This is a genomic window from Pseudomonas brassicacearum subsp. brassicacearum, assembly GCF_008801605.1.
Taxonomy (GTDB): domain Bacteria; phylum Pseudomonadota; class Gammaproteobacteria; order Pseudomonadales; family Pseudomonadaceae; genus Aquipseudomonas; species Aquipseudomonas brassicacearum.
This window is the reverse complement of the sequence record NZ_VZPJ01000008.1, coordinates 1-17467: the sequence shown is the minus strand read 5'-3', so window position 1 is coordinate 17467 and position 17467 is coordinate 1. Positions and strand designations below refer to the sequence as shown.

General features: G+C 61.4%; 21 protein-coding genes. 7 read left to right on the top strand and 14 right to left on the bottom strand.

What is annotated here, in order from left to right:
- The first annotated feature begins 27 nt into the window (after positions 1-27).
- Positions 28-1221 (top strand): 2-methylaconitate cis-trans isomerase PrpF, encoded by a 1194-nt coding sequence (gene prpF / locus F7R20_RS18470; protein WP_003204055.1) that lies wholly within the window; start codon positions 28-30, stop codon positions 1219-1221.
- Positions 1222-1468: 247 nt separating this feature from the next.
- Here the strand turns inward: prpF and F7R20_RS18460 are convergent, their stop codons facing one another.
- The 10 genes from F7R20_RS18460 to soxR all read right to left on the bottom strand — a co-directional run bounded on the left by F7R20_RS18460 (position 1469) and on the right by soxR (position 8935).
- A complete protein-coding gene (locus F7R20_RS18460; RefSeq protein WP_003204052.1) occupies positions 1469-2362 on the bottom strand; it encodes a metal ABC transporter solute-binding protein, Zn/Mn family in 894 nt (297 codons plus the stop codon).
- Positions 2363-3262 carry a metal ABC transporter permease gene (locus F7R20_RS18455; RefSeq protein WP_003204050.1) on the bottom strand — a complete coding sequence of 300 codons (900 nt, stop codon included), beginning with the start codon at positions 3260-3262 and terminating at the stop codon, positions 2363-2365.
- The gene (locus F7R20_RS18450) at positions 3262-4014 is read right to left on the bottom strand and encodes a metal ABC transporter ATP-binding protein (RefSeq protein WP_003204048.1); all 753 of its coding nucleotides are present in this window, start codon (positions 4012-4014) and stop codon (positions 3262-3264) included. The genes F7R20_RS18455 and F7R20_RS18450 overlap by 1 nt, the downstream gene beginning before the upstream one ends.
- Positions 4011-4940, bottom strand: coding sequence for a metal ABC transporter substrate-binding protein (locus F7R20_RS18445; protein ID WP_003204046.1), 930 nt, complete (start codon positions 4938-4940; stop codon positions 4011-4013). Before F7R20_RS18445 ends, F7R20_RS18450 begins: the two co-directional genes overlap by 4 nt.
- Before the next feature lie 35 nt (positions 4941-4975).
- Positions 4976-5551 carry a DUF6162 family protein gene (locus tag F7R20_RS18440; RefSeq protein WP_003204044.1) on the bottom strand — a complete coding sequence of 192 codons (576 nt, stop codon included), beginning with the start codon at positions 5549-5551 and terminating at the stop codon, positions 4976-4978.
- Complete coding sequence (locus tag F7R20_RS18435) at positions 5548-5874, bottom strand: hypothetical protein (RefSeq protein WP_003204043.1); 327 nt, start codon at positions 5872-5874, stop codon at positions 5548-5550. The genes F7R20_RS18440 and F7R20_RS18435 overlap by 4 nt, the downstream gene beginning before the upstream one ends.
- Positions 5871-6413: a hypothetical protein gene (locus F7R20_RS18430; RefSeq protein ID WP_003204041.1), complete on the bottom strand. Its 543-nt coding sequence runs from the start codon at positions 6411-6413 to the stop codon at positions 5871-5873. The genes F7R20_RS18435 and F7R20_RS18430 overlap by 4 nt, the downstream gene beginning before the upstream one ends.
- On the bottom strand, positions 6410-7624 hold the full coding sequence (locus tag F7R20_RS18425) for a PepSY-associated TM helix domain-containing protein (RefSeq protein WP_003204039.1): 1215 nt from the start codon (positions 7622-7624) through the stop codon (positions 6410-6412). Before F7R20_RS18425 ends, F7R20_RS18430 begins: the two co-directional genes overlap by 4 nt.
- Before the next feature lie 293 nt (positions 7625-7917).
- Positions 7918-8376 (bottom strand): VOC family protein, encoded by a 459-nt coding sequence (locus tag F7R20_RS18420; RefSeq protein ID WP_003204037.1) that lies wholly within the window; start codon positions 8374-8376, stop codon positions 7918-7920.
- 112 nt (positions 8377-8488) lie between these two features.
- Positions 8489-8935, bottom strand: a complete 447-nt coding sequence (gene soxR, locus F7R20_RS18415; RefSeq protein WP_003204035.1) for a redox-sensitive transcriptional activator SoxR — start codon at positions 8933-8935, stop codon at positions 8489-8491.
- 96 nt (positions 8936-9031) lie between these two features.
- On the opposite strand from soxR, the gene F7R20_RS18410 reads away from it, so the two are divergent.
- From F7R20_RS18410 to F7R20_RS18390, 5 genes are all read left to right on the top strand, one after another.
- Positions 9032-9397: an antibiotic biosynthesis monooxygenase gene (locus tag F7R20_RS18410; protein ID WP_003204033.1), complete on the top strand. Its 366-nt coding sequence runs from the start codon at positions 9032-9034 to the stop codon at positions 9395-9397.
- Positions 9398-9513: 116 nt separating this feature from the next.
- Positions 9514-9780, top strand: coding sequence for a hypothetical protein (locus F7R20_RS18405; RefSeq protein WP_003204031.1), 267 nt, complete (start codon positions 9514-9516; stop codon positions 9778-9780).
- 102 nt (positions 9781-9882) lie between these two features.
- A complete protein-coding gene (locus F7R20_RS18400) occupies positions 9883-10497 on the top strand; it encodes a LysE family translocator (RefSeq protein WP_003204030.1) in 615 nt (204 codons plus the stop codon).
- Positions 10498-10656: 159 nt separating this feature from the next.
- Positions 10657-11823 (top strand): cysteine desulfurase family protein, encoded by a 1167-nt coding sequence (locus tag F7R20_RS18395; RefSeq protein WP_003204028.1) that lies wholly within the window; start codon positions 10657-10659, stop codon positions 11821-11823.
- A 45-nt stretch (positions 11824-11868) separates the two neighbouring features.
- Entirely contained in the window at positions 11869-13677 is a 1809-nt protein-coding gene (locus F7R20_RS18390; protein WP_003204026.1) for an aminopeptidase P family protein, read from the top strand.
- A 9-nt stretch (positions 13678-13686) separates the two neighbouring features.
- On the opposite strand, the gene F7R20_RS18385 is transcribed toward F7R20_RS18390, so the two are convergent.
- Positions 13687-14277, bottom strand: coding sequence for a 2-hydroxychromene-2-carboxylate isomerase (locus tag F7R20_RS18385; RefSeq protein ID WP_003204024.1), 591 nt, complete (start codon positions 14275-14277; stop codon positions 13687-13689).
- A gap of 34 nt (positions 14278-14311) precedes the next feature.
- On the bottom strand, positions 14312-15040 hold the full coding sequence (locus F7R20_RS18380) for an SDR family oxidoreductase (protein WP_003204022.1): 729 nt from the start codon (positions 15038-15040) through the stop codon (positions 14312-14314).
- A gap of 89 nt (positions 15041-15129) precedes the next feature.
- Here F7R20_RS18380 and F7R20_RS18375 point away from each other — a divergent pair, with 89 nt between their 5' ends.
- Complete coding sequence (locus F7R20_RS18375) at positions 15130-15699, top strand: TetR/AcrR family transcriptional regulator (RefSeq protein WP_003204020.1); 570 nt, start codon at positions 15130-15132, stop codon at positions 15697-15699.
- Positions 15700-15705: 6 nt separating this feature from the next.
- Here F7R20_RS18375 and F7R20_RS18370 read toward each other — a convergent pair whose 3' ends face one another.
- Together F7R20_RS18370 and rhtA are read right to left on the bottom strand one after the other, a co-directional pair.
- Complete coding sequence (locus F7R20_RS18370) at positions 15706-15987, bottom strand: hypothetical protein (RefSeq protein ID WP_003204018.1); 282 nt, start codon at positions 15985-15987, stop codon at positions 15706-15708.
- A gap of 167 nt (positions 15988-16154) precedes the next feature.
- Entirely contained in the window at positions 16155-17045 is an 891-nt protein-coding gene (gene rhtA, locus F7R20_RS18365; protein WP_003204016.1) for a threonine/homoserine exporter RhtA, read from the bottom strand.
- Positions 17046-17467: the final 422 nt, after the last annotated feature.

Here is a 17467-nt window from a genome sequence, read left to right as displayed (position 1 = left end):
ACCCAGCGTGTCCGCTTGAGGAGCATCATGGCTCACGCACCGCAAATCAGAATACCCGCTACCTATATGCGTGGCGGCACCAGCAAAGGCGTGTTCTTCAGCCTGCAAGACCTGCCCGAAGCGGCCAGCGTCCCAGGCGCCGCACGGGATGCCCTGTTGCTGCGGGTGATCGGCAGCCCCGACCCGTACGAGAAGCAGATCGATGGCATGGGCGGCGCGACGTCCAGCACCAGCAAGACTGTGATCCTGTCCAAGAGCACCCGGGCCGACCACGATGTCGATTACCTGTTCGGCCAGGTGTCCATCGACAAGCCGTTCGTGGACTGGAGTGGCAACTGCGGCAATCTGTCGGCGGCGGTCGGTTCATTCGCTATCAGCAGTGGTTTGGTGGACGCCGGTCGCATCCCACAGAACGGCATGGCCGTGGTGCGGATCTGGCAGGCCAACATCGGCAAGACCATCATCGCCCATGTGCCGATCACCGACGGCGCGGTGCAGGAAACCGGGGACTTCGAACTCGACGGCGTGACCTTTCCGGCGGCCGAAGTGCAATTGGAATTCATGGACCCGGCCGCCGAGGAAGAGGGCGGTGGCGGCTCGATGTTTCCCACCGGCAATCTGGTGGACGACTTGGAAGTGCCCGGTGTTGGCACCTTCAAGGCGACGCTGATCAACGCCGGGATCCCGACGATTTTCATCAATGCCCGGGACGTTGGTTACACCGGCACCGAATTGCAGGGCGCCATCAATGGCGATCCCAAGGCATTGGCCATGTTCGAAACAATCCGCGCCCACGGCGCCTTGCGCATGGGCTTGATCAAGCACCTGGACGAAGCCGCCCAGCGCCAGCACACACCGAAAGTGGCGTTCGTCGCGCCGCCGGCGGACTACGTTTCATCCAGCGGAAAAGCCGTCGCGGCCGGGGACGTTGACCTGTTGGTGCGGGCGCTGTCCATGGGCAAGCTGCACCACGCCATGATGGGCACCGCAGCGGTGGCCATCGGCACCGCCGCGGCGATTTCCGGCACCGTGGTCAACCTCGCGGCCGGCGGCATCGAACGCAACGCGGTGCGTTTCGGCCACCCGTCCGGCACCCTGCGCGTCGGCGCCGAGGCCAGCCAGGTCAACGGTGAATGGACCGTGAAAAAAGCCATCATGAGCCGCAGCGCGCGGGTGTTGATGGAAGGGTTTGTGCGGGTGCCGGGGCAAGCCCTGAGCTGAGTTGAACCCTGTGGGAGCGAGCGTGCTCGCGATGGCGGTGTGTCGGCCGACATCAATGTTGGATGTGCCGGCCTCATCGCGAGCAAGCTCGCTCCCACAGTGGATCTGTGGTGAGCACAGAATCTTCGAACATCCACGATCAACCCTGTGGGAGCGAGCCTGCTCGCGATGGCGGTGTGTCAGCCGACATCAATGTTGGATGGGCTGGCCTCATCGGGAGCAAGCTCGCTCCCACAGGGGACTGCTGTCAGCCTCCGGTCAGTGCGGTGACCACCAGCCCTACATTACTTTCCAGCTCCGCCACCGGATCGGCCCCGTCGGTGCTCAACACCAGCAATTGGCTTCCTCCCTCTGTGATGGCTGCCTTCAGCGCATCCGAGGGCTGGCGATGATGCAGCACCAGCGCGACGTCATTGTCTTTCAACGTCGCGCTCAACTGCTTGAGGGCTTCGTCTGTCCATTCGGCGTCGGGCCGGACATCGGTGCTGATTGCGTCCAGGTTGAGACCGCTGATCAGGTAGCCGAAATGCTCGCTCAAGCTGACCACGCTGAGGTTATCGGCGCTGGCGAGGCGTTTTTCGCTGTCGGCGCTGAGTTTGAGCAGGCGCTGCTTGAGGGCCGCCAGGTTGGCGTCGATCTTCGGTTTGTCCGCCGGGGCCAGGCGCACCAGGTCGGCGGCGATCACGTCGGCCATGCGCCCCAGGTTATGGCTGGCCATCCACGGCTGGCTCGCCAGGCCGTCGGCCATGCCCGGTTGCACGGCGATACCGGGCAGGGCACCGTCCACCGGGCGCGCGGCATCGACTTCGACGATGCGGATATTGCTGCGTCGCGCCATGGGGTACAGCGGATCGTCCGGCCATAGCGAGCGCAGCCCGATTACCCCGTCAGCATCGCTGGCCAGTTTGCTCAAGTCCGGCGCGCCACGGCCGCTGAAGTAGGCGCTCTGCCGGGTGCCGGGCAGATTGGCGGGCGCGGCCCGCTCCAGGCTGACCTCGGTGCCCTTGAGCAAGGCCTCGCCCAATCCGTAGGTGACCGGCAACGATGCCAGCAGACGGACCTTTTCGCTGGCGAATGACGAAGTAACAGCCACGCCGCATAACGCGACGGCCAGGGTCAGTTGTCGCAATGAAAAAACCATTTATCCAAGATTCCCTTTGAGGCTGGGGACGACACCGCGGGCGATGGCGCTCAGGGCGAAGGCGATGCCGGCCACCAGGATGATCGCAGCGCCGGACGGGATCGGCAGGTCGAACACAATTGGCGCGAGAATCCCGCACAAGGTGCTGGCGGTGGCGATCAGCACTGAACACCAGAAAAAGCCTTTCAATGATTGGCTGAGCAGGCGTGCCGCCGCAGCCGGAATCACCAGCAACGCGCCCACCAGAATGGCGCCGATGACTTTCACCGCCGCCACGGTGATCAGCGTCACCAGGATCACGAACAAGTAGTCCAGCGTCTTGACCGCCACCCCGCGCACCGCCGCCAGTTGCGGGTTGAAGCTGGCGAGCATGATGCGGTTGTACAGCGGCAAGGCCAGGGCCATCACCAGCGAGCCGACCACCGCCAGCACCAGCAGGTCATTGCCATTGACCGTCAGCACCGAACCAAACAGTACGTTCTCCAGAATGTGCACGTTGATCTTGCCCGCCAGGATCAACAGCAGGCTGGCGCCCAGGGCCAGGGACACCGACAGGAAGACGCCAATCAACGTGTCGGGCGCCAGGCCGGTGCGGTTGCGCAGGTAATTGAGCAGGATGCCGAACAACAGGCAGTAGCCGAACAGGCTGCCGTAAGGCCCGGTGTAGGGTTCGCCGAGCAGGATACCGATGGCCACGCCGGTCAGCGCCGCATGGCCCACCGCCTCGGAGAAAAACGCGAAGCGCTTGACCACCACCAGCGTGCCGAGACCGCCCAGCACCGGGCCGATCAACAACCCGGCCAGCAACGCATTGACCACGAACCCGTAGGCCAGCGCCTCGGGCAGATAACCGGACGAGGCCCAGCCCTGGACCATCAGACGAAAGGCTTCATAACTCATCAGGCAGCGCTCCCGTTCGTGCGCGGATGGGTGGAAAACAGCGTCAGCAGGCGTTCTGGAGTCAAGATCTGGCGGGGCGGGCCGTCGAACAGCATTCGGCGATTCAGGCCTGTGACGCGGTCGGCCAGGCGCCCGACGGCTTCCAGGTCATGTTCGATCCACAGCACGGTGATCCCGGCTTGGCGCCAGTCCTGCAGCAACTGCTCGAACACCTGGATGCCGGCCTCATCCAGGGCCGACATCGGTTCATCCAGCACCAGCAATTGCGGCGAGGGAATCAACCCCTGGGCCAGCAACACCCGCTGGCGCTCACCGCCGGACAGCGCGCCCATGCGCCGCTTGCGCTTGTCCTGCATGCCGACCCGCTCCAGGGCCTGTCCTATGGCGCCGGCGTAATGCTTGCTCAAGCCGAGAAAGGCCGGTCGCCGCTGACACATCGCCGCCATGAAATCGTCCACCGTCATGGGCAGGCCCCGGTCGAACTCCAGCGCCTGGGGCACGTAGCCGATCACACCGGGCTCGCCCGGCCATTGCAGGCTCAGGCGTCCCTGGTGCGGCATCTGCCCCAGCAACGTCTTGATCAGCGAACTCTTGCCGCCACCATTGGGGCCCACCAAGGCATGGATGCTGCCGGGCTCCACCTGAAACGCCACGCTGTCGAGGATGGTGGTGCGGCCCAGGTTCAGGCTGACGTCGGCGAACTCAATCAAGGGGCCGACGCGGTGCAGGGTGAGGGTTTCCTGGACGGTCATGCGCCAGACTCCTGGATGGCCCGGACCACGGTATCGAGGTTGCCGGCCATTTCCTTTTCGTACTTCTCGGGGCTGTAGTCGCCGTAGGAAATGTGCGAGAGCGGGTACAGCTTCACGCCCGATTCACGCTGGATGGTGTCGACGTAGGTGGACGGGAAATCCATCTCCGAGAAGATCACCTTCACGTCCAGCTCGCGCAGTTGGTCGATGGTCTTCTTCAACTGGCTGGGGCTCGGTTCGATGCCATGGGCCGGCTCGACCACGGCGGTCACTTCCAGGCCGAATTCGCGCAACAGGTAGTCGTAGGCGGCATGCACCGTGGCGACCCGCAACTCGGCATTGGGGGCCTGGGTCAGCTTCGCCAGGGCGGCGGCGCGCATCTGCCGCAGGCGCTTGCCATAGGTGCGGGCGTTCTGGGTGTAGGCCTTGGCATTGTCCGGGTCGAGCTTGCCCAACTCCCGGGCGATGTTATTGACCTGAGCAATGGAGGCGCTGATGGACAGGAAAGTGTGCGGGTTCACGACCTTGCCCGCGCCACGGGCCGCCGTGCCGGTGGCGGCCAGCAGGGGCACGTTTTCATTGGCCTCGATCACTTTCACGTTCGGGGTTTCGCTGGCGGCGATCATGCGGTCGGCGAAGTCGTCGTGGCCCACGCCGTTGAGCACGATCACGTCGAGACCGCTGATGCGCTTGATGTCCTCGGCCCGTGGTTCATAGGCATGGGGGTTGAAACCGGCCGGGATCAGCGGCACGACCTCGGCCTTGTCGCCGACGATGTTGGCCACATAGCTGTAATAAGGGTGCAGGGTGATGCCGATGCGCAGGCGCTTGGCTGTTTCGGCGTACGCCTGCGAGGTAAACAGGCAGGCCAGCAGGCCGATCGACAGCAGGCGCAGCAAGGGGCGGCGTTGGGATGCAATAGGCATGGGCAAACGGTCTTCTCTCGAATGAAGGCGTGGGATCAGTGCCGGTGCTGGCGGGTCACGCCGGCATCGAATTGCGCGACGATCTGTTGCCAGCCGGCGGCGGACAAGGCGGCGTCGTCCAGCGCGGTAGGTGTCGCGAGGCCATTGCTGCGGTTGAGCCAGATGTCCGGTGCGGCGTCGGACGCTTCGCCGATGCGCATCAGAAACGAACCTGCGACGGAAGAGTTGGCACTGGCGCCGAAGTAGGCCTGGTCCTGCAGCTGCTGCCAGGCGTGGCCGCCCCGGCTGACAGCGCTGGCGTCCTGTGCGAACGGCGCGAAGCCTTCTTCGGCCAGGGTTTGCGGGCCGGGCAGGGTGGGTTGGTCTTCGCGCAGCAAGCGGATTTCATCCAGGGTCACCCGCAGGTCGGCGTAGATGCCCTGCTCGGCGGCGCTGAGGTCGCGGCGGGCGTCGAGTTGGTTCGAGGCCAGGTGCGTGGTGTCTTCGGCTTTGCCATGCCAGGCCACCACGGACCCGGCGACCAGTACGATGACCAGGCACAGCAGCAACACATACAGGGTTTCATGGCCCGCGCCAGCGGGGCGGATGACTTGAGTCGTGGTGTTGGTCATGGGGCCTCGATGTCGGCTTGGTCGATTTCCACAACGTGGCCGGGGCCGGCGTCGAAGAGCACGTAGAACTCAGCGTCCGGCTTCTTGAAGGTCAGCTTCGAATCGGCGCCGAGCTTGCCCGGGACGAGGATGGTCTCGTCATAGCCGATCACGTCCAGGGTCACTCCGGGCGCGCCGCTGCCGTCGGAAAAACCGCCGGTACATTGGATCTGCTCGGCGTCGATGGCCTTGCATTCGCACATCGGGTTGTGGGCCAGGGCGCTGGTGCTTGCGCCTGCGCAGAACAGCAACGCCAGGCCGTTGGATAAGGCGCGGAGGGTCATGGTTTGGGTCCTTGGTTCTTCAGCCAGGCGACGGTGGCCGGGGAGGCCTGGCTCAGGGGAATGGAGGCCTGGTGCATCGAACCGTCCCAACCCTCGAGGGTTATCCACAGTTCGGCATCGGGCTGGGTCTTTGGCGGGACCGGCAACAAAGCGCTCATGCGATAGGGCGAGCCGAAGAAAATCACCCCGGCGGCCCTTAGGCTGCGAGGTTTGCCGACGCGCAGGTAGGTGGCCTTGACCTCGCCGATACAGCGTTCGCACAGGGCCGCGTTGAAATGTTTCATAGGCCCGGCAGGTCCCTGGACACGTGGGGCTTCGTTGCGAAATTCCGCCAGGCGCAGGCTCCAGGGACCGACCTGGACTTCGCCGACTTCCCGCTCGCCAAGCCCGGCGTCCCCGCGAAACAGTGCGGCTTCGGATAAATATTTGGGCATGAACCCCAGGGGGATCAGCAACAACAGCACGTTGAGGTGGAAGCGCCATTTGTGCCAGAACAGGCTCAGGCGTGACGGTGATGAAGTGGTATTGGCCGGATTCACAGGCTGCCCTCCGACGACTCACGGTGGACCGACGGCTGCAATGCCTGCGCGATGCGGGTTTCACGGGAGGATTTCTGGCTGCGCTTGAGGGCATTGGCGGTGGCCAGGGCCGTGCGTTTGGTCCAGATCAGCAGCCCGCTGAGAACCATCATGCTCAGGACCAAACCGAAGAAAAACCAGATGAGCTTGATCCAGATGCCGCCGAAATCCCCTGTGTGCAACGGACGCATGGATTCGGTAACGAATTCCAGCGTCGTGCGGTCGGACAGCAACCGTGAGGCAGCGACGTCGCCGTTGTAGGGGTTGATGGTGGCGGTCTGGAACATCAGCGGATACCAACCGCGGCCGCCGATTTCCAGATGGCTGTAGGCATTGCCGGGCAGGCTGACGAAACTCGCTTCCAGGCCCGGGATGCGTTGTTGGGCGATTTCAATGGCCCGGTCCAGATTCAATTGCGGCGGAGCAAGACCATCGGCCGACAGCGGAACGCTTTCACGCGCCACCACCGGAATGACTGGCGCACTGGAAATGGAAATCTGATTGTCGGATAGCAAGGCTTCGATCAGGAACCAGGTGCCGGTGATGGAAATCACCGCGATGAACCAGATCGACCAGATGCCGCTGAGCCGATGGAAATCCCCCCAGAAAATCCGTGCGCCGTGGCGGATCCGCAGCGTCGGACGGAAAAAGCCTTTCCAGAAACGCTTGTAGACCACCAGCCCGGTCACCAACGAGGCCAGCAACGGCAGCCCCAACAAGGACACCAGGTACCAGCCCCAGCTGTAGCCATTGGTGAACGGCACCAGCCACCAGCCATGCAGGGCACGGGTAAATCCCCTGAAGTTGAACGTCGGCGCCGAGCCTTGGATGACGCCGCTGTAGGGGTTGACGTAGACCTTGTCGGGGCGTCCGTCGGGGTAGGTCACGCTGACCTCCAGCGCAAAGTGCGACTCGTCCGGGCGGACGATGCCTTGCACCTGGGTTTGCGGCTGGGCGTGCTTGATCGCGGCGATCACCTGGTCATAGCTGAGCAGTTGGGCATCGTCCGAGGGCTTGCTGGCGCGCATCTCGGGGTTGACCAGCCAGACAATCTCCTGGCTGACCACCGCGAGGGTGCCCGTAACGCAAACGATGAGCACGAAAAACCAGATGGGCAATGCCAGCCAGCTATGGACCAGGAACCAGAGTTTGGAGCGGGACTTCTTCGACATGATTGAACGTCTTGATTCGATGAAAGGTTCGGTATTACGGGCTTCGCAATACCGTGAACCGCAAAAAAGCAGACCGTGGCTTTTGCCGACGCGGCCTACTGCATCTAATTAAGACGAACGAGCGATGGAAATCCCGAAGAGGAAGATGAAAGAAAATGTTTCGCGTGGCAGGAGCTGCCGAAGGCTGCGATCTTTTGATCTTTCGCTTGAGACTCAAGTGTCAGGGGAAAGATCGCAGCCTCGTTGCACTCGACAGCTCCTACGGGGCGTAACCCCGCGGGAGCAATGGTACGTCAGCCTTGTTGAAACATCTCCCTGGCCCGTTGCTCGATCTGTTCCTGGCTCAGATCTTCCTTGTGCGTCGCCAGGAACCAGAGATGCCCATAGGGATCTTTCAAGGTGCCGGTACGATCGCCGTAGAACTGGTCCTTGACCTCGGAAATCACTGTGCCACCGGCAGCAATGGCCTGGGCAAAGGCGCTGTCCACGTCCTCGACATATAAATGCAGGCCGACCGATGGCGATTGGTCCGGGTTGCTCAGCGGGCCCTGGTCGCAAGGCGTGCCGAGCATGATCGGAAACCCGTTTATCCGCAGTTCTGCATGCCCGATGCCGCCGTCGGGCATGGCCAGGCGCATGACCTCGGTGGCATTGAAGGCTTTTTTGTAGAAATCGATGGCTTCGGCAGCTTTTTGAATGCCCAGGTAGGGCGTGATGTTGTGGAAACCTTCGGGAATGGCTTTGACGCCCATGACGGTTCTCCTTGTTGTTATGGGAGGCGAAGAGAGTCTTCGTCGGTTTTGCGCCCATCCACTATAGGCCAGCAGCCGTATACAGGCCCTCGGCCCGACGAACGTCTCACGACTATTCCAGCAGATGCGCCCCCGGTCCCTGTTGGCCTAGCACGTCGCCCTGATTGCGCAGCGGGCAAGCCTCCATCGACAGGCATCCGCAGCCGATGCAGCCGTTGAGTCGATCACGCAGCGTCATCAATTGGTTGATGCGCTCGTCCAGGTCCCGGCTCCACTGCGCCGACAAGGTCTGCCAGTCGGCGGCCGTTGGCGCACGGTTGTCCGGCAGGTTTTTCAACGCCTCGCCGATTTCCGCCAAGGGAATGCCCAGGCGCTGGGCAACCTTGATCAGCGCCACGCGGCGCAAGACTGCCCGTGAGTAGCGACGTTGATTGCCCTGGTTGCGCGTGCTTTTGATCAGCCCCTTGGATTCATAGAAGTGCAGGGCCGTGACCGCCACGCCGCTGCGGGCGGCCACTTGGCCAACGGTAAGTTCCTTGTGGACATCGATCTGCGTCATCGCCTCAATTCACTGCTTGACCTCTAGTTAACTTGAGGTTTTACCCTGCACGCGTTCGGATCGCAAGATCCGCCTTACGTGCAGAGGGGACCTTTCATGCAATCACCAAGGAACAATCGCAGTTTCACCCAGTTGATGGAATTCGATATCGAGCCTCAATGGCAGCAGGCGCTGGTAACCGCCTTGTCGGAACAGACCGAGCGCCTGGCTCGGGATCACCAGGGGTTCCTGAGTGCCAGTATCCAGGCCAGCGAGGATGGTCGGCGGGTGCTCAACTATTTGCAGTGGCAAACCCGCGAGGCAGGCGAGGCGGCGCTTCAAAGCTTCGAAAGTGGCGAGCAGGATTTCTGGCGGCTGATCCAGGCTCATCGAGCCAGAGCCGTGACGTTCGGCTCGTTCCAAGTGCTGCGCAACATCGAGCGCAGCCTGGACAACGCGCTGCATTGCCAGTTGGTCGACTGAATGCGGCGGCTGATCCGCAAAGGCAATAGCCACTATCGAGAGGGTTGATTTCTGCGGCGCAGGGCTGGCGGGTAGCCTTTGTTCATCGCCCAACTCCAGAACACCGGACACTTGCCATGAACCGTACCTTTGCTGTTTTGCTGCTGTTGACCGCCACCCTCCTGGGCGGTTGCGCCAGTTCTTCCCCGGAGCTGCGTCCCTACACCGCCGACGAGACCCGCGAACTGGCTCTTGAAGCCTTGAATCGTCGCGGCCTCTCGTTCGATGAGTACTACGCGAAAAAAGCCGAGCTGCTCGGTTCGTCGCAGAAAAACGTGGGTTTCGACGATCAGGGCCAGATGAGTGCCGAGCGGGTCGAGCAACAGCCAGGCCGGTCAAGCTGAGGGACTGTACCGCTTAAAGTTTTGCCCAACTGTCCGTGGGTTTGCGCCAAGGCGTGGGGTAGGGTCATGACTTGACTGACCGCCCTGATGGACTGACTTGAAATGACCCTTTCGCTTGACCTGCTGCTGGGCTTCGCCCTGTTTGCCCTGGTGACCTCGATCACGCCTGGCCCTAACAACACCATGTTGTTGGCCTCGGGTGTCAATTTCGGTTTCAACCGCACCATTCCTCACATGCTGGGTATTACCTGCGGCTTCTTTTCCCTGGTGCTGGCGGTGGGCCTTGGCCTGGGCGCGGTGTTCCAGACTTATCCACTGCTCTATACCGCGCTGCGCTACATCGGCGCGGCGTACCTGTTGTACCTGGCGTGGAAAATCGCCCACTCCGGTCCGGTTTCGGAAAGCCAGCCGGGGGACAATACGCCGATCAGCTACTGGGGCGCAGCGGCGTTCCAATGGGTCAATCCCAAGGCCTGGATCATGGCCATCGGTGCCATCAGTACGTACACGCCACTCCAGGGGTATTTCTTCAACGTGTTGGTGATTGCGGCGGTGTTTGCCCTGATCAACCTGCCAAGCGTGAGCCTGTGGGTAGTGTGCGGCAGCCTGTTGCGCAACCTGTTGCGTGATCGTCGCTGGTTGCGCGTGTTCAACTGGGGCATGGCGCTGCTGTTGGTCGCTTCGCTGTATCCATTGTTGCTCGAAAGCATCAGTTGAGGGCTGAGCTTCGCCGCGATGCCTGCTAAGCTCGCTGTTCAGGAGCGTTCCTACGCACTTTTAAACGAAGTCCGACTTCTTTAAGGTCTTTGATCAGGTATTGCTAGTCTCGAACCCAACGAGGGCGCCTGATCCTGGAGCAGGCTCTGCGAGTTTCCTATGAATAAACGTCCTTTGTATTTCGACTACGCCGCCACCACGCCGGTGGATGAGCGGGTCATCCGGGTCATGGTCGAGTGTCTGGGCTTTGACGGCAACTTTGGCAACCCGGCTTCCAGTTCCCATGCCTTCGGCCAGGAGGCCCGGCGCTCGGTAGAGAGTGCCCGCCAGCAGGTGGCGCAACTGGTCGGGGCTCAGCCCGAACAGATTGTCTGGACGTCCGGCGCTACCGAATCCAACAACCTGGCCCTCAAAGGGGTAGCCCAGGCGCGCGGTGGTTCCACCGGCCATGTCATCACCAGTCTGATCGAACACAAGGCGATTCTCGACACGGCGCGCCAGCTCGAAGAGAGCGGCTTCGCGGTGACCTGGCTGGCGCCGGACGCCGAGGGCCTGATCAGCCCGCAAGCGGTTCGCGAGGCGTTGCGCGAAGACACGTTCCTGGTGTCGCTGATGCTGGTGAACAACGAGTTGGGCACCGTCAACAACGTCATCGCCATCGGCGAGATCGTTCGCGAGCACAGTGCGCTGTTTCATGTGGACGCAGCCCAGGGCGCCGGCAAGGTGCAGATCGACCTGTCTCGTTGGCCGGTGGACCTGATGTCTTTTTCCGCGCATAAGATCTACGGCCCCAAGGGCATCGGGGCGCTCTACGTTGGCGACCGTGCCCGGCCACGGCTGTCGGCACAGATTCACGGCGGAGGCCATGAAGGCGGTTTGCGCTCCGGGACCCTGGCGACCCACCAGATCGCAGCCATGGGCGCTGCGTTCGAACTCGCGGCCGAGGCATTCGACGAAGAGCTCGCTAAAATCGCCCGATTGCGCAATCGTTTGCTTGAGCCGCTGCTGGCCTTGCCCGGTGTGCGTATAAACGGCAGTGCGAGCCGCCGGATTCCCCACACGTTGAGCCTGACCTTCAACGAAGGTGAGTTCAACCCGGCGACGTTGGGCGCATCGATTGCATTTTCCGCGACCTCGGCCTGCAATTCGGCGCAGAACAGCCCGTCCCACGTGCTGCTGGCCTTGGGGCACGATGCGCGTGCGGCCGGGCGGACCATTCGCTTGAGCCTGGGCCGCTTTACCACTGAACAGGATATCGACGAGGCGGTGCGGTTGATCCAGGCGGCGTGCGCGACTGAACCGGCGTTCTGGGCCACTACCCCATAAGCCGTCTTCGGCATCGAACAACAATATCAATGAGCAGGAGAAGCAATGAGCACCGAGCCTATGCCCCATGGACTGGTTCCCCAGCGCCTGGCCCAAATCCGCCAACTGATGAGCCGAGAGGGCATTCATGCGCTGCTGGTGCCATCAGCCGACCCGCATCTGTCTGAATACTTGCCGGGCTATTGGCAGGGACGGCAATGGCTGTCGGGCTTCCACGGCTCGGTGGGTACCTTGATCGTGACTGGCAGTTTCGCTGGCGTCTGGGCCGATAGCCGTTATTGGGAGCAGGCCACCAAGGAGCTGGAGGGCAGTGGTATCGAGCTGGTCAAGCTCATTCCTGGCCAGCCCGGCCCCTTGGACTGGCTGGCCGAACAAACACCTGAGGGTGGGGTGGTCGCCGTTGACGGTGCGGTCATGGCCGTGGCATCGGCCCGCACCCTGGGTGGCAAGCTTGCGGAGCGCGGCGCGCGGTTGCGTACCGACATCGATCTGCTCCAGGAGGCCTGGAGCGATCGCCCTAGCTTGCCGGATCAGCCGGTCTACGCCCATTTACCACCCCAGGCGACCGTCAGCCGGGTCGAGAAACTCGCCAAGCTGCGCGAATCCCTCAAGGAACGAGGTGCCGACTGGCATTTCATCGCCACGCTGGATGACATCGCCTGGTTGTTCAACCTGCGCGGCGCGGATGTGTCGTTCAACCCCGTGTTCGTCTCCTTCGCCTTGATCAGCCAGCAACAGGCAACGCTGTTCGTAGCCCTGGACAAGGTTGACGCGGCACTGCGTGCCGTTCTTGAACAGGACGGCGTGACCCTGCGCGATTACAGCGAAGCCGCCGCCGCGTTGCGCGAAGTGCCGGACGGCGCGAGCTTGCAGATCGATCCGGCGCGGGTGACGGTCGGTTTGCTGGATAACCTGGGCAGCGGCGTGAAGCTGGTCGAAGGTCTCAATCCAACGACGCTGGCCAAGTCCCGCAAAAGCCTGGCCGACGCCGAGCACATCCGTCGGGCCATGGAGCAGGATGGCGCGGCGCTCTGTGAGTTCTTCGCCTGGCTGGAAGGGGCTTGGGGGCGCGAGCGCATCACCGAGTTGACCATCGACGAGCACCTGACCGCCGCCCGCACGCGCCGGCCGGACTTCGTCTCCCTGAGTTTCAACACCATCGCCGCCTTTAACGCCAACGGCGCGATGCCTCATTACCACGCCACGGAAGAAGCCCATGCGGTCATCGAAGGTGATGGCCTGTTGCTGATCGATTCCGGCGGCCAGTACTTGGGGGGCACTACTGACATCACTCGCATGGTGCCGGTCGGCACACCCACCACTGAGCAGAAACGTGATTGCACGCGCGTGCTCAAGGGCGTGATTGCCCTGTCCCGGGCCAAATTCCCGCGGGGTATTCTTTCGCCGTTGCTGGATGCCATCGCCCGCGCACCGATCTGGGCGGAGCAGGTGGATTACGGCCACGGCACAGGTCATGGCGTCGGCTATTTTCTCAATGTCCACGAAGGCCCGCAGGTGATTGCCTATCAAGCCGCTGCCGCGCCGCAAACGGCGATGCAGGCGGGCATGATCACCTCCATCGAACCGGGCACTTATCGCCCCGGTCGCTGGGGTGTGCGCATCGAGAACCTGGTGTTGAACCGTGACGCCGGAAGCAGCGAGTTCGGCGAGTTCCTTGAGTTCGAAACCCTGACCCTTTGTCCGATCGACACCCGCTGCCTGGAACCTTCGCTGCTGACCCAGGACGAAAAAGACTGGTTCAACGCCTACCACGCCGAGGTTCAGCGTCGCTTGAGCCCGTTGCTGGACGGTGACGCACTGCAATGGCTCAACACGCGAACGATAGCGATTTGAAGTAGAGGATCAGGCGAGGGCTTCACGGACGAAGTCCAACCGATCCTGGCCGAAGAACAACTCGTTGCCGACAAACATGCTCGGGGCGCCGAACACGCCCCGTGCGATGGCTTCTTCAGTGGTGATCTTGAGTGCTTGCTTGACCTGCTCGTCGTTCGTCAATGCCAGCACATAGTCGGCATCGAAACCGCCCTCGTTCAGGACCGCTGCGACAGTCGTCGGGTCGTTGAGGTTGCGGCCATCCACCCAAAAGGCGCGGAACAGACAATCGACGAAGGCCTCGAAGCGTTCAGGTTGGCGCAACTGCATGCCAGTCACCGCGCGCATCAGCTGCAGCGTGTTGATGGGGAAGTGTGGATTGAACTTGAAGGCGACGCCGTAGCGTTTGGCGAAGCGATTCAGGTCCTTGAACAGGTAAGGGTTCTTGGCCGGCACTGTCGCCGGTGATGCATTGCCGGTTGCCTTGAAGACGCCGCCCAACAACATCGGACGATAGATCAACTGGCTGTTGGTCTGCGCGCACAGCGTCGGCAACTGGGTGTAGGCCAGGTAAGTGGTCGGGCTGCCGAGATCGAAGTAAAACTCCACCGATTTGCTCATGGGATCTGCTCTCTTGTTGTTGTGAGGGGAGGGGTTACCAGCGTTCGCTCCAGGGCCGCAGGTCCAGCTCGAAGGTCCAGGCGTCGCGGGGTTGGCTGTGCAGGTACCAATAATTGTCGGCAATGTGTTCAGGGTTCAGGATGCCGTCCTGATCCTTGGTGGCATATTTTTCCGGGAAATTATCGCGGATGAAGTCGGTGTCGATGGCGCCGTCCACCACCACGTGGGCCACGTGAATATTCAGCGGCCCCAGCTCACGGGCCATGCTCTGGGCCAGTGCCCGTATGCCATGTTTGGCGCCCGCGAATGCGGCGAACCCCGAAGCGCCGCGCAATCCCGCCGTTGCCCCGGTAAACAGAATCGTCCCGCGCTGGCGCTTGACCATGCGCTTGGCCACTTCCCGTGCATTGAGAAAGCCTGAGAAACAGGCCATTTCCCATATCTTGAAATACTTGCGCGCGGTTTCTTCGAGGATGCTGCAGGGGACGTTGGCGCCGATGTTGAACACAAAGGCTTCGATCGGGCCGATCTGGTTCTCGATTTGCTCGATGAGTGCGATCACGTCGTCTTCTTTACGCGCATCACAGGCAAACCCGTGGGCTTCGCCGCCTTGGGCACGAATTCCATCCACCAGGGGTTCGAGTTTGTCGGCGCTGCGGCGAGTAACACAGGCAACAAAACCTTCCTGTGCAAAGCGTCTGGCAATCGCGCCACCCGTGGCGTCGCCCGCGCCAACAACCAGTACGACTCTATTGTTATTCATGGTCAGCCTTATTGGTAAACGATCGTTAACTAAACGGACGTTATGCTAAGATCCGGCAAGCGTCAAGGTAAGCAATCAGGGGCAGGGCCATGCGATATTCAGCCAATCACAAAATGGAAACCCGCGAGAAACTGCTCGCCAGCAGTGCCGTCTCCGCCAAGAAGTCGGGTTTCTCCACGGTCGGTGTCGATGGCTTGATGAAAGCAATCGGGTTGAGCGGCGGCGCGTTTTATAGCCACTTCTCATCGAAGGATGAGCTCTTCAAGGCCATTGTCGAGCGGGAGTTGGCCCAAAGCCTGGATCGTCTGAGTGGCGACGGTGCCATGGACTCAATGAAGCTGGAGCGCTGCCTCAAGCAGTACTTGAGCATGAGCCATGTTGAGCAGCCCGATGCAGGGTGTGCGTTGCCAGTGCTGGGGGCCGAGATCGCGCGATCGGATGTCCAGGTGAGGGAGACGGCGCAAACGTGGATCTGTCGTTTGCACGAAAGCTGGGCGCGGATATTGGGAAGCGATAGTCTGGCCTGGGCCATCCTGTCTCAATGCGTGGGAGCATTGGTAGTTGCGCGGATGCTGGTCACGCCGCAGGTCCAGCGTGACGTCCTCAAGTCCAGTCATGAGGAGATTAGGCGCCGAATGGCCGAGCAAGGGCTCGACTGACGTGACCTATTTACAAATGACGATCATGCTGCGGCTGGTATAGCCAGCGGGATTGAGCCCGAAGGGATAGTCCCCGGGTTCCTCGACGACGTCGCCGGACTTGGCAATGACCTTGTAACCCTTGGGAGCACATGAATTGGCGGCGCTGGCGGCGCACTGATCCCAGGATGAGGATAGGCCGGAGCAGTTGATGTGCAGGCCTTTTTTACCGCGTTTGACTTCAGTTTTCGATGTTGCCGCACAGCCCGCTACTGCAAGTACGGCGATCAGTATCAAAATTCGTTTCATTCCTGTCCTTATAATCGTCGTGAATCTTGTGTCCACGTACGATTGTGTTCGCTCTTGCTTGAAGCGTTCATGACGTCCTGTATGAAAAATCCATGTTTGACATTGGGTTACCGGTCTAAACATGGCCTAAATGCGTGGCAAATACCAGACCTTCGTTAAATCCTGCTTCAATCTGCCGCGACGGCAGGCTTCGCAGTGTTGGCCATGGTCATCGTTGCGCCGACCGACGCGAGGATGATGCAGGTAATGGCTAACCATTGGGCCAAGGACAAGTACTCCTGCAGAAAGACCAGCCCCGACAGGGCCGCGACTGCCGGTTCGACGCTCATCAGCGTGCCGAAAGTGCGGGCTGGCATTCGGGTCAGGGAGATCATTTCCAGGGTGTAGGGCAGGGCCGTAGACAGAATGGCGACGCCGATGGCGATTGGAATCAGGCTCGGTGTGAGCAATGCGGCGCCCGCGTGCACGATACCAATCGGTGCGACGAACAGGGCGGCGATCATCACCCCCAGTGCGGCGGTTTGCACACCATTGTCCGCGCCAGCCTTCTGGCCAAACAGGATGTACAGCGCCCAGCAGAAACCTGCGCCCAGCGCATAGCCGGCTCCAAGCAGGTCGATACCGGCATTGGTCGCTCCGGTCGGTATAAGCAGAAGCAGGCCAACGACTGCCAGGGCGATCCAGAGAAAGTCGATTGCCCGGCGCGAGGCGTAAATGGCGACTGCCAGAGGCCCGGTGAACTCCAGTGCCACGGCAATGCCCAGTGGAACGGTACGAACCGACATATAGAAGAGAAAGTTCATGCCGCCCAGTGCCATTCCATAAACGATCACAGTGCGCAGGGATTGGGCGGTGAGCTTGGCGCGCCAGGGACGTAGCAATAACAGCATGATGAGGCTGGCAAAAATGAGTCGCAGCGTCGTTGTGCCCTGTGCGCCCACTACCGGGAACATGCTTTTGGCGAGGGAGGCTCCTGATTGGATTGAAGCCATGGCTATTAATAGCAGGGCAACCGGGTACAGGGTGGAGGCCAGGCTGCGATGTGGAGGGGGCGTCATTACGAAGTGTCGTCCAGAATAAAGGCGGGGGGCTGTTTTGAGCAGTATATTGCGCATATGCAGCGATTCCGTCTATATACCGGGCAGATTTAAGTGTCGTGTCGGGCTAAAGATAGAAAAATCAAATTAAGGGTTGACGGCAGATTCTGGAAGTCTATAATTCGCCCCACTTCCGGCGCAGTCGAAACGGAAAACTCCTTGATATTCAATGAGTTAAGTAGGTTTCGAAGGTGCTGGGCTTCAGTTCATCGAAGCCCGGAAGGAGCAGGTAGAGCGGTGTTGTTTGGCTCTATCCGCGGTTCGATCTTCTCGGTCGAAAGCGGTGAAAAAGAGGTGTTGACAGCAGCGAGTAACGCTGTAGAATTCGCCTCCCGCTAACGAGAGATCGGAAGCGCAAGTGGTTGAAGTTGCAAAGGAAACTT

What these genes read in the sequence shown, in the direction of transcription:
- F7R20_RS18370 (WP_003204018.1), bottom strand. Translation starts at nt 15,987, where the DNA reads ATGAAACGAATTTTGATACTGATCGCCGTACTTGCAGTAGCGGGCTGT.
- F7R20_RS18385 (WP_003204024.1), bottom strand. Translation starts at nt 14,277, where the DNA reads ATGAGCAAATCGGTGGAGTTTTACTTCGATCTCGGCAGCCCGACCACT.
- F7R20_RS18425 (WP_003204039.1), bottom strand. Translation starts at nt 7,624, where the DNA reads ATGTCGAAGAAGTCCCGCTCCAAACTCTGGTTCCTGGTCCATAGCTGG.
- soxR (WP_003204035.1), bottom strand. Translation starts at nt 8,935, where the DNA reads ATGACGCAGATCGATGTCCACAAGGAACTTACCGTTGGCCAAGTGGCC.
- F7R20_RS18400 (WP_003204030.1), top strand. Translation starts at nt 9,883, where the DNA reads ATGACCCTTTCGCTTGACCTGCTGCTGGGCTTCGCCCTGTTTGCCCTG.
- F7R20_RS18460 (WP_003204052.1), bottom strand. Translation starts at nt 2,362, where the DNA reads ATGGTTTTTTCATTGCGACAACTGACCCTGGCCGTCGCGTTATGCGGC.
- F7R20_RS18380 (WP_003204022.1), bottom strand. Translation starts at nt 15,040, where the DNA reads ATGAATAACAATAGAGTCGTACTGGTTGTTGGCGCGGGCGACGCCACG.
- F7R20_RS18455 (WP_003204050.1), bottom strand. Translation starts at nt 3,262, where the DNA reads ATGAGTTATGAAGCCTTTCGTCTGATGGTCCAGGGCTGGGCCTCGTCC.
- F7R20_RS18375 (WP_003204020.1), top strand. Translation starts at nt 15,130, where the DNA reads ATGCGATATTCAGCCAATCACAAAATGGAAACCCGCGAGAAACTGCTC.
- F7R20_RS18420 (WP_003204037.1), bottom strand. Translation starts at nt 8,376, where the DNA reads ATGGGCGTCAAAGCCATTCCCGAAGGTTTCCACAACATCACGCCCTAC.
- F7R20_RS18445 (WP_003204046.1), bottom strand. Translation starts at nt 4,940, where the DNA reads ATGCCTATTGCATCCCAACGCCGCCCCTTGCTGCGCCTGCTGTCGATC.
- rhtA (WP_003204016.1), bottom strand. Translation starts at nt 17,045, where the DNA reads ATGACGCCCCCTCCACATCGCAGCCTGGCCTCCACCCTGTACCCGGTT.
- F7R20_RS18395 (WP_003204028.1), top strand. Translation starts at nt 10,657, where the DNA reads ATGAATAAACGTCCTTTGTATTTCGACTACGCCGCCACCACGCCGGTG.
- F7R20_RS18390 (WP_003204026.1), top strand. Translation starts at nt 11,869, where the DNA reads ATGAGCACCGAGCCTATGCCCCATGGACTGGTTCCCCAGCGCCTGGCC.
- F7R20_RS18405 (WP_003204031.1), top strand. Translation starts at nt 9,514, where the DNA reads ATGAACCGTACCTTTGCTGTTTTGCTGCTGTTGACCGCCACCCTCCTG.
- F7R20_RS18435 (WP_003204043.1), bottom strand. Translation starts at nt 5,874, where the DNA reads ATGACCCTCCGCGCCTTATCCAACGGCCTGGCGTTGCTGTTCTGCGCA.
- F7R20_RS18410 (WP_003204033.1), top strand. Translation starts at nt 9,032, where the DNA reads ATGCAATCACCAAGGAACAATCGCAGTTTCACCCAGTTGATGGAATTC.
- prpF (WP_003204055.1), top strand. Translation starts at nt 28, where the DNA reads ATGGCTCACGCACCGCAAATCAGAATACCCGCTACCTATATGCGTGGC.
- F7R20_RS18440 (WP_003204044.1), bottom strand. Translation starts at nt 5,551, where the DNA reads ATGACCAACACCACGACTCAAGTCATCCGCCCCGCTGGCGCGGGCCAT.
- F7R20_RS18450 (WP_003204048.1), bottom strand. Translation starts at nt 4,014, where the DNA reads ATGACCGTCCAGGAAACCCTCACCCTGCACCGCGTCGGCCCCTTGATT.